13 protein-coding genes are annotated in these 13,363 nt (G+C 65.3%); 8 read left to right on the forward strand and 5 right to left on the reverse strand.

Features of this window, described 5'->3' with window-relative positions:
- Nucleotides 1-101 precede the first annotated feature (101 nt).
- The 8 genes from AB4118_RS11515 to AB4118_RS11550 are packed head-to-tail and all read left to right on the forward strand — an operon-like array spanning nucleotide 102 to nucleotide 7,665.
- Nucleotides 102-1,163: an ABC transporter substrate-binding protein gene (locus AB4118_RS11515; RefSeq protein ID WP_441489845.1), complete on the forward strand. Its 1,062-nt coding sequence runs from the start codon at nucleotides 102-104 to the stop codon at nucleotides 1,161-1,163.
- A gap of 19 nt (nucleotides 1,164-1,182) precedes the next feature.
- A complete protein-coding gene (locus tag AB4118_RS11520; protein WP_441489846.1) occupies nucleotides 1,183-2,238 on the forward strand; it encodes an ABC transporter ATP-binding protein in 1,056 nt (351 codons plus the stop codon).
- Nucleotides 2,235-3,077 (forward strand): ABC transporter permease, encoded by an 843-nt coding sequence (locus AB4118_RS11525; RefSeq protein WP_441489847.1) that lies wholly within the window; start codon nucleotides 2,235-2,237, stop codon nucleotides 3,075-3,077. Before AB4118_RS11520 ends, AB4118_RS11525 begins: the two co-directional genes overlap by 4 nt.
- Nucleotides 3,074-3,862, forward strand: coding sequence for an ABC transporter permease (locus AB4118_RS11530; protein WP_441489848.1), 789 nt, complete (start codon nucleotides 3,074-3,076; stop codon nucleotides 3,860-3,862). The genes AB4118_RS11525 and AB4118_RS11530 overlap by 4 nt, the downstream gene beginning before the upstream one ends.
- A 9-nt stretch (nucleotides 3,863-3,871) precedes the next feature.
- Nucleotides 3,872-4,549, forward strand: coding sequence for an RraA family protein (locus tag AB4118_RS11535; RefSeq protein ID WP_441489849.1), 678 nt, complete (start codon nucleotides 3,872-3,874; stop codon nucleotides 4,547-4,549).
- Between the two features lie 11 nt (nucleotides 4,550-4,560).
- Nucleotides 4,561-6,240: a gamma-glutamyltransferase gene (gene ggt / locus AB4118_RS11540; RefSeq protein WP_441489850.1), complete on the forward strand. Its 1,680-nt coding sequence runs from the start codon at nucleotides 4,561-4,563 to the stop codon at nucleotides 6,238-6,240.
- 28 nt (nucleotides 6,241-6,268) lie between these two features.
- Complete coding sequence (locus tag AB4118_RS11545; RefSeq protein ID WP_441489851.1) at nucleotides 6,269-7,234, forward strand: 2-hydroxyacid dehydrogenase; 966 nt, start codon at nucleotides 6,269-6,271, stop codon at nucleotides 7,232-7,234.
- A gap of 32 nt (nucleotides 7,235-7,266) precedes the next feature.
- Nucleotides 7,267-7,665, forward strand: coding sequence for a methylglyoxal synthase (locus tag AB4118_RS11550; protein ID WP_441489852.1), 399 nt, complete (start codon nucleotides 7,267-7,269; stop codon nucleotides 7,663-7,665).
- Here the strand turns inward: AB4118_RS11550 and AB4118_RS11555 are convergent.
- From AB4118_RS11555 to AB4118_RS11575, 5 genes are all read right to left on the reverse strand, one after another.
- Complete coding sequence (locus AB4118_RS11555; RefSeq protein WP_441489853.1) at nucleotides 7,628-10,768, reverse strand: efflux RND transporter permease subunit; 3,141 nt, start codon at nucleotides 10,766-10,768, stop codon at nucleotides 7,628-7,630. The genes AB4118_RS11550 and AB4118_RS11555 overlap by 38 nt on opposite strands.
- Complete coding sequence (locus tag AB4118_RS11560; RefSeq protein ID WP_441489854.1) at nucleotides 10,765-11,973, reverse strand: efflux RND transporter periplasmic adaptor subunit; 1,209 nt, start codon at nucleotides 11,971-11,973, stop codon at nucleotides 10,765-10,767. The genes AB4118_RS11555 and AB4118_RS11560 overlap by 4 nt, the downstream gene beginning before the upstream one ends.
- Nucleotides 11,974-11,992: 19 nt before the next feature.
- Complete coding sequence (locus tag AB4118_RS11565) at nucleotides 11,993-12,484, reverse strand: MarR family winged helix-turn-helix transcriptional regulator (protein ID WP_441489855.1); 492 nt, start codon at nucleotides 12,482-12,484, stop codon at nucleotides 11,993-11,995.
- 94 nt (nucleotides 12,485-12,578) lie between these two features.
- Nucleotides 12,579-12,899, reverse strand: coding sequence for a hypothetical protein (locus AB4118_RS11570; RefSeq protein WP_074471595.1), 321 nt, complete (start codon nucleotides 12,897-12,899; stop codon nucleotides 12,579-12,581).
- Between the two features lie 206 nt (nucleotides 12,900-13,105).
- On the reverse strand, nucleotides 13,106-13,267 hold the full coding sequence (locus AB4118_RS11575; protein WP_441479381.1) for a hypothetical protein: 162 nt from the start codon (nucleotides 13,265-13,267) through the stop codon (nucleotides 13,106-13,108).
- Nucleotides 13,268-13,363 lie beyond the last annotated feature (96 nt).

A 13,363-nucleotide genomic window follows, 5' to 3' on the forward strand; every position in this document is an offset into this window, starting at 1 on the left:
CGCATGGGTCTCCAGCGCCGCCGCGCCATGACAAGCCAGTGGGCGCTGGCTACGACATTGCGGCCGCCTCGCATGCGGCCATGACAAGAGGGGAAGCTTCCATGCCGACACGTCGTCTTGTTCTTCAGACCGGGCTTGCGACCATCGCCGCTCCGGCTCTCGTCAGGGCCCAGGGGCTCAGCGGCTCGATCACGCTGATGTCCTATTCCGGGATCTTCCAGGACAACTACGTGAAGGCGGTGGTCGAGCCGTTCCAGCAGGCCTTTCCCGGCGTGAAGGTGAACTATGTGCCGGGCGGCACCTCGGCCCAGATGGTCGGCAGCGTCCGAGCCCAGAAGGCTGATCCGCAGGTCGATGTGGCAATCATGGATGTCACCACCTCCAGCATCGGCAATATCGAGGGACTGTTCGAGAAGCTGACGCCCTCCGAAGTTCCGTCGCTGAACGAACTCCATCCGGAGGCCCGCGCGGCCGGAGGCGATTACGGCCCGGCCGTGACCTTCGACCATCTCGTGCTCGTCTATGATACGCAGAATCTGAAGGCGCCGATCGAGAAGCTCGCCGATCTCTGGCGGCCGGACCTCAAGGGGCAGGTCGCACTTGCGGCGCCGCCGAACATCCAGGGGCTCGCGCTCACCGCAATGGTCGAGAAGATGGAGGGCGGCGACTACCGCAAGTCGATCGATGCGGCGATCAAGAAGCTGCGCGCGCTCGCCCCTTCGGTGAATACGTTCGAGCCCAATCCCGATGGCTATTCGCTGATCCTGAACGGAGTGGTGAAAGTCGCGACCGGCTGGAACGCCCGTGCGCAGCTCTATGGCGACCAGACCGGCGGCAAGATCGCCGCGTTGCTGCCGCCTGAAGGATCGGTCTTCCAGATCAACACCATCAACCTCACTGCCGGCTCGAAGAACAGGGCCGCCGCGATTGCCTTCGTCAATTTTGCGCTGGCGCAAGCTGCGCAGAAGGCTTTCACCGAGCGGATGTTCTATGCACCGACAAACGCCAAGGCAGCGATCGACGCCAAGGCGCTGGCGCGCACCGCTGCAGCCCCGGAAAGCCGGGGCCGGATGATCGGCGTCGACTGGAACGAGGTTCTGAAGATGCGCGACCAGTGGAACAATCGCTGGCGGCGCGAAGTCATCGCTACGGCAGGTCGCTGAGCCGGGATCGCAGCCTGCCATGAGCTATCTCGAACTCGCCGGCCTGCAGAAGCGCTACCGCGATTCCGTCGCTGTCGATGACGTCGCGCTTTCGGTCGAGAAGGGCGAGGCCGTTGCTCTCCTCGGCCCCTCCGGCTGCGGCAAGACCACGACGCTGCGCATGCTTGCCGGCCTGATCGATCCCGACGCGGGCTCGATCCGCCTCGACGGTGCCGAGATCACGCGCCAGCCGGCTCATAAGCGCAACATGGGCTATGTCTTCCAGTCCTATGCGCTGTTTCCGCATCTGAGCGTTGCCCACAATGTGGGCTTCGGTCTCGAGGAAAGGCGCGTGCCGCGCCCTGAGACGTCGCGGCGCGTCGAAGAGGCGCTCGGCATGGTGCGCCTTGCCGGCCTCGAGGGCAGGCGCCCCCGCGAATTGTCTGGCGGTCAACAGCAGCGCGTGGCGCTGGCGCGGGCGCTCGTCATTCGCCCGTCCGTGCTGCTGCTCGACGAATCCTTGTCCAATCTCGACGCCAAGCTGCGTGACGCGATGCGCCACGAGATTCGCGACATCCAGCGTTCGCTCGGCATCACCACGCTCTTCGTCACTCACGATCAGGTCGAGGCGCTGACGATGTGCGATCGGATCGCGGTGATGAAGCGCGGGCGGATCGAACAGATCGGCACGCCGGAGGATATCTACGAGCGGCCCGCGACCCGCTTCGTCGCCGACTTCGTCGGGCGCGCCAATGTGCTGCCGGCCTTGCGAAATGAGGCAGGCGCCATCAGCGTCTGGGGAGTGACCTTGCCGGCCACCGCTCCGGCCGGCGGCGAGATCGACGTCTTCGTGCGGCCGCAGCGCATCCGGCTCGCCGCAACCGGTGAACCGTCCGGCGAGGGCATGGTCCGGCTGACCGGCCGGGTTCTGCGCAGCGTCTTCGTCGGAGATCATGTCGAGGTCATCGTCGAGGGGGCAGGGGGGCAGCTCAGCGTCGAGATGCAATCCGGCACGAAGCCGCCAGCGGCCGGGACCGAGGTCGCCGTGCTCTGGCGGGCCGGAGACACGCTGCTCTTCCCGCGCGAGGCAACATGACCGCCGGCTCGCGCCTGCCTTGGCTGGTCGTCCCGGCGGCGCTCCTTCTTCTCGCCGTCTATGTCTGGCCGACCCTTGGCCTGTTTCGCACCGCCTTCAACGAGGTCGGGCCGACGGGGGCGATGATCGAGGCCTGGTCGCTCAAGACGACCAGCGAAGTCCTCGCTGATTCCTTCACGATCGAGCTGACGCTCAACTCGCTCTGGCTCTCGCTGAGCGCGACATTGATCGCGCTGTGCATGGCCTATCCGGTCTCGCTGTTCCTGTTCCGGACGCAGTCGCGCTTTCGTGGCCTGCTGGCCGTGATCGCGATCATGCCGATGCTGGTCTCCGGCGTGGTGCGTGTCTTCGGCTGGCTCGCCATCCTGGGGGATCGTGGGCTCGTCAATTCCCTTGCTCAGTGGCTTGGGCTGATCTCGACGCCGATGCGCCTCGTCTTCAACTGGACGGGCGTCACCATCGGCCTCGCCGAGAGCATCATGCCCTACATGATCCTCGCGCTGCTCGCCGGTTTCGGCCGGCTTGACCGCACGCTGGAGGAGGCGGCGCGCAGCCTGGGCTGCACGCCGCTGCGCACGTTCCTGCGGGTGACCTTGCCGCTGAGCCTGCCGGCGCTCGCGCTCGCGGCGGGCCTGGGCTTCGTGCTCTCGATGTCGGCCTATATCACGCCAAAACTGCTCGGCGGCGGTCGGGTCTTCGTGCTGGCGACGGAGATTTTCGAGCAGGCGACGACGAACACCAATTGGCCGGTCGCCGCCGTACTGGCGATCTATACGCTCGTGCTGCTGCTGGCGCTGCTGGTGCTCTCCAATGTCGCGGCGCGGAGGCTGCAACGATGAATGGCGCCGGACCCGTACTCTCGACGCTCGCAGGTGTCGTCTACGCCCTGATCCTGGCGCCCATCGTCGTCGTCGTGGCTCTCGCCTTCTCGGCGGACAATTTCATCCTGTTCCCGCCGTCCAGCTATTCGCTGCGCTGGTTCCAGCAACTCGCCGGCAACACACCGCTGCTGAATGCCGTCGTCCTCAGCGCTCAGATCGCCTGTGTGGTCACGGCGCTGTCGCTGCTGCTTGGCGTGCCGGCGGCGCTGGCGCTCGACAAGGGGCGGTTTCGCGGCCAGGAGGCGCTGAAGAACTTCTTTCTCGCGCCGTTGCTGCTGCCCACCTTGATTGTCGGCCTTGCGCTTCTGCTGTTCTTCACCCCGCTCAGGCTGACTGCGACCTTGCCCGGGCTTGTGCTCGGCCACATGACCGTGACCCTGCCTTTCGTGATCCGGATGATGACGACGGCGTTCTCGACGCTGCCGGATGATATCGAAGCGGCTGCCGCGACGCTGGGCGCGAAGCCCTGGCGGGTGATCTGGCGCGTGACGCTGCCGCTTGCCACGCCCGGCCTGATCGCCTGCGGTGCCCTGTCCTTCCTGCTGTCCTTCGACGAGACCGTGATCTCGCTCTTCCTCTCCGGTCCGCGCGCTTCGACGCTGCCGGTCGAGATGGTGCGCTATGTCGAAGGACGCACCGATCCGCTCGTCGCGGCCCTGTCGGTGATCCTGATCGTCGCGACCCTCATCATCGTCGTTCTGGTCGAACGTCTCGTCGGCGTCGCGCGCGCCGTCGGCCAATAGGAGAGAACCATGCCCGACTACCGCATCGAACCCATGCCGCAGCAGATCTCGCCGGCCCTTGCCGAGAAGCTCAGCCGCGTCGAAACCGCCACCATCGGCCATTCCCAGCACTGGGGATTCATGGACCGCGGCATCCAGCCCTTGCTGCGCAACAAGCGTATCGCCGGCGCAGCCGTGACGCTTGCCATTCCCGGGCAGGATTCGACGCTGCTGCACCACGCGCTCGGACTTCTGCGCCCCGGCGACATCCTCGTGGTCGATCGACTCGGCGATGACAAGCATGCCTGCTGGGGCGGCGGCGTCACCGTGGCGGCCAAGGCGGCCGGCGCGATCGGCGGCATCGTCGATGGCCCCTGCACGGATCTGACCGAGATCGAAGACAGCGATTTCCCGATGTGGTGCCGCGGCATGTCGCCGATCACGACCCGGCTCTACAATCTCGGCGGCACGCTGAACCTGCCGATCTCCTGCGGCAATGTCGCGGTAAGGGCCGGGGACATCATCCTCGCGGACGAGTCCGGCGTGCTGGTGCTGCCGGCAGGAGAGGCCGAGGCGATTGCCGACGCGGCGCTGGCCCGGCAGGAGCGTGGCGAGCGCACTCAGGCGCGCGTCAAGGCCGGCGAGAAGCTTGGCGACATCTCCGGCGCCACCAAGATGGTGCTCGAGGCGCTGAAGCAGAACGGCTGAGGACAGACACGATGAACGCCCAGCTGCGCGGCCCGCGCGTCGCCAATTTCACCTGCGAGAAGCTGTCGGCCACCGGCTCGCGCGGCATGGTCGTCACCAATCATCCGCTCGCCTCGGCCGCGGGATCGCACATGCTGCTCGCGGGCGGCAATGCCATCGATGCGGCCATCGCCTCGCTGTTCGCGCTCACCGTCGTCGAGCCGATGATGGTCGGCGTGCTCGGCGGCGGCGTTGCCCATATCCGGCTGGCTGACGGTCGTCATCTCGTGCTTGACGGTTTGTCGACCGCGCCGGGCAAGGCCAGTGCCGACATGTATGAGGCGCTGTCGCACGAGGTCGGCAAGGCGCGAGATACGCGTGACCGCGAGAACCTCGTCGGCCCCAAGGCCGTCGCGGTTCCCGGTGCGCTCGCCGGCTGGTGCGAGGCATTGGCGCGCTTCGGCACGCTGCCGCTCGCCGATGTGCTCCAACCTGCGATCCGGCTGGCCGAACGCGGGTTCGTGGTCAGCCCCTATCTCTCCGATTGCATCGCGGATTGCGCGCCGGATCTCGCACGCGATCCGGGCCTTGCAAAACTGTTCCTGCCCGGCGGAAAGGCGCTGCCGGCGGGGGAGCGGCTGGTTCAGGGCGATTATGCCGCGAGCCTGCGGCTGATCGCCGAAACCGGCCCCTCGGCGCTCTATGATGGCCCGCTCGGCGCGGCGCTAACCTCCTTCATGGCGGCCAATGGCGGGCTGATCGACCAGGCCGACCTCGCCGCCTTCAAGGTAATCGAGCGCGAGCCGGTTCGGGGTCGCTATCGCGGCTTCGAGATCCTCGGTCCGCCGCCGCCATCCTCGTCCGGCGTCCATATCGTGCAGATGCTGAACATCCTCGAGGGCTACGATATCGGTGCGCTCGGCTTCGGCTCGAGCGATGCCGTGCATCTCGTTGCCGAGGCCCTGAAGATCGCCTTCGCCGACCGGGCGGTGGCGACTGCGGACCCGGCCTTCGTCAAGGTGCCGATCGAGCGTCTGACGGCCAAGTCCTACGCCGATGAGCGCCGCGCCGATATCGACATGGCCCATACCAAGGCCTGGGCGGCCGGTCTCAGCGCCGGGGAATCCGCGAACACCACTCATGTCACCGTAGCGGATGCGGCTGGCAATGTGGTTGCGACCACCCAGACGATCAACGGCCTGTTCGGCGCCTGCACCCAGATCCCCGGCACCGGGATGCTAACCAACAACTATATGTATAATTTCGATCCACATCCCGGCCGCGCGCTCTCGATCGCGCCAGGCAAGCGGGTCTTCACTTCGATGGCGCCGATGATGGTCCTGCGCGATGGCAAGCTTGCCTTCGCGCTCGGCCTGCCCGGCGGCCTGCGCATCTTCCCCTCGGCACTGCAGGCGATCGTCAACCTGATCGACCACGGCATGAGCCTGCAGGAGGCCGTCGAGGCGCCGCGTGTCTGGACGGAGGGTGGAGCGCTCGAACTCGAAAGCGCGATTCCGGATTCGGTCGCCAGCGAACTGACTGCGCGCGGCCATCAGATCGCACGCGTGCAGCGTGTCGCCGGCGGCATGAATGCCATCGGCTTCAATTCCGACGGAACGCTCACCGGCGCCGCCTGCTGGCGCGCCGATGGCACGCCCGTCGCGATCTCCGGCGGGCTGGCGCGCGCCGGCGTCCGCTTCACCATTGCCTGATTTCGTTCAAGCCAATCGGACCATCATCATGTCAGAAACCATCGTCGTCCTCGATCCCATGGCGCCTGAACGCGCCGACAAGCTCAGGGCGCTCCTGCCGCCGGGTTTCGTCCTCACGCATGGCACGGCGCGCGGCGACGACCACATGAAGGAGATCATCGCGGAGGCCGAATACGCGATCGCGGGACAGGTCGGCGTCAATGCCGAGGTGCTGAAGGCGGCGAAGAAGCTCAAGCTGCTGCACAAATGGGGCGTCGGGGTCGATAATCTCGACACCCAAACCGCCAAGCAGCTTGGCATCAAGGTTGCCCGCACCACGGGCAGCAATGCCGTGCCGGTCGCCGAGTTCACGCTCGGGCTGATGCTTTCGGCCCTGCGTCACATTTCCTTCGGCCATGCCGAGTTGAAGAAGGGGGACTGGCGTGGCGGGCGCCTGCCGGGCGACACCTTCACCCTGTCCGGCAAGACGGTTGGCATCGTCGGCTTTGGCGCCATCGGCCAGAATGTCGCGAAGCTGCTGAAGGGCTTTGGCTGCACGATCCTGTATTCGAAGCGCCAGCCACTCTCCGCCGCAGAGGAAGCCGAACTGGGCGTGAAGCACGCTTCGCTGGCAGAGCTGCTGGCAAAGTCCGACGTCGTCTCGCTGCATTGCCCCCTGACGCCGGAGACGGCGAACATGATCGACAAGTCTGCCTTCGCTGCGATGAAGAAGACGGCGGTGCTTATCAACGTGGCGCGCGGCGGCGTCGTCGCCGAGAACGACCTGATCGAGGCTTTGCGCGCGAAGGAGATTGCCGGCGCCGCGATGGACGTGTTCGAGATCGAGCCGCTGCCGGCTGACAGCCCGCTGCTCGGGCTCGATAATCTGGTGGTGACGCCGCATCTGGCGGCGATCGCATCCGACAATTTCGCCCCGACGGTCAAGCGGATGTTCGACAACATCGCTCGTGTCTCGCGCGGCGAGCCCGTGCCCGAGCGCGACAGCGTCGTCTGAGCCCGCGCGGGGCTGGAACAGGGAAGGCGGACATGACGAAACGCCTCGGCATCGGCTTGATCGCCCATGACCGCAAGAAGCCCGATCTTGCGGCCTGGGTGACACGCAACATCCAGGTGCTGAGCGCGCATCGCCTCATCGCCACGGCGACGACCGGCTCGGTGCTGAAGCAGAGCCATCCGGATGTCGGCGTCGAGACCGTGAAGAGCGGCCCGCTTGGCGGCGATCAGCAGATCGGAGCGATGATCGCCGAGGGGAAGATCGACGTGCTGATCTTCTTCCCCGATCCGCTTGCCGCCATGCCCCATGACGTGGACGTCAAGGCGCTGCTTCGCCTCGTCCTTGTCTATGATATCCCCGCGGCGTTCAGCCCGAGCACGGCGGATGCGCTGATCATGTCCGACGTGTTCTATCCGGCACGGAAGCGATAGTGGGCTTGGGATACGCCCATTTCGCGATGGTCAGGGCCTTCGACACCCGCTCCATGTAGAGAAACAGCACCGGCGTGATGAAGAGCGTCAACACCTGCGAGATCAGCAGGCCACCGACGACCGCGATGCCAAGGGGCTGACGCAGCTCGGCGCTGGCGCCGGCGCCGAGTGCGATCGGCAAGGTGCCCATCAGCGCCGCCAGCGTCGTCATCAGGATCGGGCGGAAGCGCATCAGACAGGCGCGGTGGATCGCATCCTGAGAGGGCACGCCCTCGCGTTGCAGCACGAGCGCGACATCGATCATCATGATCGCGTTCTTCTTGACGATGCCGATCAGCATCAGCATGCCGATGATCGCGATCACCGACAGGTCGAGGCCGAAGAGACGCAGCGCGGCCAGGGCTCCGATGGCCGCCGATGGCAGGCCGGTCAGGATCGTCAGCGGATGGATGAAGCTCTCGTAGAGGATGCCGAGCACGATATAGATCGTCAGAATCGCGCCGGCGATCAGCAGGCCCTGGTTGGCGAGCGAATCCTGGAAGGTCTTGGCGGTGCCGGCAAGGGTCGTCGAGAGCGTCGTCGGTAACCCAAGCTCCGTCTTGATGGTGTTGATCCTGGTCACGCTGTCGCCGAGCGCGACGCCCGCAGGGAGGTTGTAGGAAATGGTCACCGCCGGAAGCTGGCCGAGCTGGTTCACCGTCAGCTGCCCCGCCGTGCGCTCGACGCGGGTGAAGGAGCCGAGCGGGACAAGCAGGCCATTGCTGGCGCGCACGCGGATCGCGTCGAGCTTGTCGGCCGTCCAGCCAAGAGCGGGGTCAAACTCGACAACCACCTCATAGCTGTCTCCGGTGGTGAAGATGGTCGAGACCTGACGAACGCCAAAGCCGGAATACAGCGTCGAGCGCAGGGTGTCGGCGCCGATCTGCAGTGAGTTTGCCTTGTCGCGGTCGATGACCAGGGTCGCTTGCAGGGCGTTGTTCTGGAGATCGGTTGTGACGTCGGTGAAGGTCGCGCGATCCTGGCTCATCGCATCGGCGAGCTTCAGCGCCCAATCGTTCATCTGCGTCTGGTCGAGCCCCTGGACTACGAGCTGATACTGGCTCTTGGAGGCGCGCGCGCCGATATTGAGGTTCTGAACCGGTGTCATGAAGGCGTTGATGCCGGCGACCTGTGCGAGCTGCCTGCGCAGGTCGGAGAGTACGGTCTGCAAAGCAGGACGTTCGGTTCTCGGCTTCAACTCGACGAAGAGGCGCCCGGCATTCAGCGCGCCGTTGCCACCACCTCCGCCGCCGCCTCCGACGGAGGACGCGACATGGCTGACATAGGGCGAGTTGCGGAAGACGTCGGCAACCTCCTTCTGCAGCCTTTGCATCGCGGCGAATGAGATATCCTGCCTCGCTTCCGTCGCGACCTGGAGCTGGCCGATATCCTCTTGCGGGAAGAAACCCTTGGGAGCGGTCTGGAAGAGCCAGACCGTGCCGATCACTGTTGCGAAGAAGGCAGCAAGCATCAGCGGCTGCACACGCAGACAGAGAGTCAGCGCGCGGTCATAGCCGCGGAGCACGCTCTCAAAGCCGCGTTCGAGCACATGGCCAAGGCCGTGCTCGGGAGCGTGCTGGTCGGCGTTGGTCAACAGCCGCGAGCAGAGCATCGGCGTCAGTGTCAGGGACACGAAGGCCGAGGCGAGGATTGCGACGGTGACGACCACCGCGAACTCGTTGAAGATCCGGCCAATGACGCCACCCATCAACAGCACGGGGATGAAGACCGCGACAAGCGAGAGCGAGATCGAGATGATGGTGAAGCCGATTTCGCGCGAGCCCTTGAGAGCTGCGTCAAAGGCTGAGAGCCCATCCTCTTCCATGTGCCGCACGATGTTCTCGAGCATGACGATGGCGTCGTCGACGACGAGGCCGACCGAGAGCGTCAGGCCAAGCAGCGAGATGTTGTCGATGGAGAAGCCGAGCACATACATCGCCGCGAGCGTTGAGATGATCGAGATCGGTACGGCAACTGCCGGAATCAGGGTCGCGGTGAGCCTTCTCAGGAAGACGAAGATCACCATGATGACCAGAACGATGGTCAGCCCCAGCGTGAACTGAACATCCTCAACCGCGGCGCGGATCGAGATCGAGCGGTCATTGAGCTGAGCCAGTTGCGCTGCCGCCGGCAACTGCTCGCGGAACGCCGGCAGCATGGCCTTGACCCTGTCGACGACGTCGACGGTGTTGGCATCGGGTTGGCGCTGCACCGCGAGCACGACGGCCGGCATGCCGTCATAGGTGCTGGCTGTCTGCGTATTCTCGACCGAGTCGATCACCTTCGCGACATCGCCGAGGCGCACGGGCTTGCCGTTGCGCGTGGCGATGATGACATCGGCGAACTGGGCTGCATTTGCGAGCTGTGTGCTGGCCTGGATCGTCAGCTGCTGCCGGTCGTTCTGCACCGTGCCGACCGGAGAATTGTCGTTGGCGGAGGTGATCGCATTCTGCAAGGTGTCGACGCCGATGCCGCGAGCCGCCAGCGCGGTCGGGTCGATGCGGATGCGCACCGCATATTTCTGGCTGCCGAAGATCAGGACCTGCGCAACGCCGTCGACAGTCGACAGGGCAGGCGAGATCACCTGCTGTGCGAAAGCATCGAGCTGCGAGAGCGGGATGATATCGCTCTTCAGCGCTAGCAGGATGATCGGCGCGTCGGCCGGGTTCACCTTGCGATAGCTCGGCGGCGCGGTCATCTCGATCGGCAGCTGCTTCTGGGCGCGCGCAATCGCGGCCTGCACATCGGCGGCGGCGGCATCGATGTTGCGATTGAGTACGAACTGGATGGCAATCGAGGTCGCGCCCTGGGAATTTGTCGTCGCAATGCTGTCGATGCCGGCGATCGTGGCGAACTGTTTGATCAAGGGCGTCGCGACCGAGGTCGCCATGGTGTCGGGAGAGGCGCCGGGCAGTTGCGCCGAGACGTTCACCACGGGGAATTCGGCGCGGGGTAGGGCTGCAACCGGCAGGAAACGATAGGCGAAGAGCCCCGCCAGGACCAGCGAGACCGACATCAGGATGGTCGCCACGGGGTGGCGAATGCAGAATCCAGAGATGCTCATGACCGACCTCCGTCGGCGATGGTCTCCTTGCCTGCCGCGGGCTTGGTATCGGCTCCGGGGGGAGCGCGCTCGCGGACGCGGGTTCCGGGCTTGAGCCGCATCTGGCCGTCGACGACCACGCGCTCGCCTACCGCAACACCGTCCGTGATCACCGTCCTGTCGCCGTCGACGAGGGCGATGCTGACCTGCCTCAGGTCGGTCGTGTCGTCCGGCTTGATGACATAGACATAGGAGCCCTTCTGCCCCACCTGCACGGCGACCGTCGGAATGATCGTGGCATTGTCGAGCCTGTCGGCCTCGACTGCGACATCGACATACTGGCCGGGCCAGAGCGAGAGGTCGGCATTGGCGAAAGCAGCCTTGGCCGCGATGGTGCCGGAAGCGATGTCCACACTGGAATCGACGAAGGTGAGGGTTCCTTCTGCCGGCGGGCGCGGCGAGTCGGCGGGTTTCGCGGTGACCTTGAGAACCTTGCCGGCCGTGAGCGCCGCTTGCAGCATCGGTACCTCGCGTTCGGGCAAGGTGAAGGCGACGCGGATCGGCTTGACCTGCGTGATCGTGACGAGACCCGGGCCCGCGCTGTTGGCGCTGACGAGATTGCCCGGCGTGACCAGCACGGCGCCCGCTCGTCCATCGATCGGTGAGGTGATCTTGCTATAGCTCAGCTTGAGCATGTCTGACTCAAGCGCTGCCTTGTCCGCCAGGATCGTCGCGGCTGCCGTCTTCTCATCGGCAATACCCTGGTCCACGGATTGCTGCGTGCCGGCGTTCTTCGCCAGTAATTGCTGGAAGCGGGCAAGGTCGGCCTGGGCACGGTCATGGGTCGCCTGGTCGCGGGCGAGAGCAGCCTGATCCCTGGCAATCTGAGTGCGCAGATCGCGGTCGTCGAGTGTGAAGAGCAGGTCGCCGGCCCTAACGAATTGCCCGTCCTTGACGTGCTGCTCCATGATCTGGCTGTCGAGCCGCGATTTGACGGTGACGATCGCAGGGGATTCTACGAAGCCGATAGCCCGCTTATGCACGGGGACGTCGTCCGTTGTTGCCTTGGCGGTCACGACCGAAACGGGTGCTTCGCTGCGCGTCGTGGTGGCGCGGGAGGCGCCGTCCTTGCCCTGGTTTGCGCTTGGGAGCTTCAGCCACAGGCCGGCGCCGACGGCGCCCACGGCGAGAATGGCGATCACCCAGAGTGATTTTGAGCCTTTCATCGAGCCTACTCCGCGCAACTCAAAGGGCGCTGCCAGCAGGCACGCGACGCGCGGCTGGCTTCGTCTCGGCGCGCTCCGGGGCTCCGTGCCTCAGCCTGTCCCGGACAGATGCGAGTGTCGCGAGGGTCGTCGAGAGAGAAGGTTCGTCGATACTGTCGAGTACCTCGCCGGCGATCTCTGCGCGCAGCGCATCGAGATCGTCAACGAGCTTTCGACCCGCAGAGGTCAGGTGCAGGAGCCGTGCGCGTCGGTCCTGGGGATCAAGGCGGCGCTCGACGAGTTCCTGGCTTTCCAGCCGGTCAAGCAGGCGCGTCAACGAGATCGGTTGCAGCTCGAGCATCTCGGCGAGCGTGGCCTGATTGAGACCTTCCGCGCGGCGCAGACGAGCCAGCACGCTCCATTGCGCGCGGGTCGTGCCATTTTCCCGTGCGCGCTGGTCGACATAGCTGCGCAGTTGTCGGGAGGTCTCGAGAAGCTGGAAAACGAGTTCGCGCTTGAGTGGGCGCCGCATGCTCAGGCCTCCATATCATAAGCTAGCTCATGGTATGGAGGCGATTGCGGCATTTCGGCGTTGCGGTGGTGGAGATTTGAAGTCGAAGCCGATGTCAGGATGCAGGGTGAGGAGGCTGCGGCACCCGGGCCGGCTTCGACTGCCCGACATGACACGCCAGTTCCGAGAAGGAGAGCGGGGCGTCCCCGGTATTCCTCAAGGCGGCGCTCAGAAAGCGCACGGGGAATGTGACGGCGTCGGCATTGCTCTCCCGGAGTTGGCCCATGCGTCTGTGGTCGGAGCGGAGGCTCGTTTCCGCACGGTCCAGCGCCCACTCGACCTCGGCTTCCTCGACAAGTCCCTTGCGAACCAGCAGGCGCGTGAGTTCGGCTACGGCGACAAGCAGGCCTTCTAGCTGCAGGTTGGCTGTATTCATCGCGAACTCCCATCTGGACCGTGGGCTGCGAGGCCGGCGGCGGCCGCCACCTCAAGTCTGGTCAAAACCCGCCTATGCCTGGTGGCAAGGCTCGGACAGCGCAGACGATCCTACGCTCAACTCTGGCCGGGGCGAAGCAGCAAGCAGGATGCAGCGCGAGCCTTCGTAACGAAGGGCGCCTTTCACACCAAAGAGCAGACAAGAATTCAGCTCGAGGCTTCGATGCCTGCGATGGTGATCAGCCCAGCCAAGGCTAGCCCTGACCAGACAAACTCAGCGAAAAATCCGTGGGTGGGAATACTCCCGGTGAGGACCGAAACGATGCCTCCGCAAAGGACGACTGCCGAGGCGAACACCACGCCATTCATGACTGCAACCTCCCGCATTTCGCCGCAAACGCCGCAGCGACGCAAAGGTTCCGCCTGCTGTCGGAGTTTTTCTCGCGGCGGCCGGAGAAGAACCCG

Source organism: Allobosea sp. 2RAB26 (assembly GCF_052115465.1).
Lineage (GTDB): Bacteria > Pseudomonadota > Alphaproteobacteria > Rhizobiales > Beijerinckiaceae > Allobosea.

Excerpts from the sequence above, each read along its gene's own strand:
- AB4118_RS11535 (WP_441489849.1), top strand. The coding sequence starts at position 3,872 with ATGCCCGACTACCGCATCGAACCCATGCCGCAGCAGATCTCGCCGGCC.
- AB4118_RS11550 (WP_441489852.1), top strand. The coding sequence starts at position 7,267 with ATGACGAAACGCCTCGGCATCGGCTTGATCGCCCATGACCGCAAGAAG.
- AB4118_RS11570 (WP_074471595.1), bottom strand. The coding sequence starts at position 12,899 with ATGAATACAGCCAACCTGCAGCTAGAAGGCCTGCTTGTCGCCGTAGCC.
- AB4118_RS11545 (WP_441489851.1), top strand. The coding sequence starts at position 6,269 with ATGTCAGAAACCATCGTCGTCCTCGATCCCATGGCGCCTGAACGCGCC.
- AB4118_RS11575 (WP_441479381.1), bottom strand. The coding sequence starts at position 13,267 with ATGAATGGCGTGGTGTTCGCCTCGGCAGTCGTCCTTTGCGGAGGCATC.
- AB4118_RS11520 (WP_441489846.1), top strand. The coding sequence starts at position 1,183 with ATGAGCTATCTCGAACTCGCCGGCCTGCAGAAGCGCTACCGCGATTCC.
- AB4118_RS11555 (WP_441489853.1), bottom strand. The coding sequence starts at position 10,768 with ATGAGCATCTCTGGATTCTGCATTCGCCACCCCGTGGCGACCATCCTG.
- AB4118_RS11525 (WP_441489847.1), top strand. The coding sequence starts at position 2,235 with ATGACCGCCGGCTCGCGCCTGCCTTGGCTGGTCGTCCCGGCGGCGCTC.
- AB4118_RS11560 (WP_441489854.1), bottom strand. The coding sequence starts at position 11,973 with ATGAAAGGCTCAAAATCACTCTGGGTGATCGCCATTCTCGCCGTGGGC.
- AB4118_RS11530 (WP_441489848.1), top strand. The coding sequence starts at position 3,074 with ATGAATGGCGCCGGACCCGTACTCTCGACGCTCGCAGGTGTCGTCTAC.
- AB4118_RS11565 (WP_441489855.1), bottom strand. The coding sequence starts at position 12,484 with ATGCGGCGCCCACTCAAGCGCGAACTCGTTTTCCAGCTTCTCGAGACC.
- ggt (WP_441489850.1), top strand. The coding sequence starts at position 4,561 with ATGAACGCCCAGCTGCGCGGCCCGCGCGTCGCCAATTTCACCTGCGAG.
- AB4118_RS11515 (WP_441489845.1), top strand. The coding sequence starts at position 102 with ATGCCGACACGTCGTCTTGTTCTTCAGACCGGGCTTGCGACCATCGCC.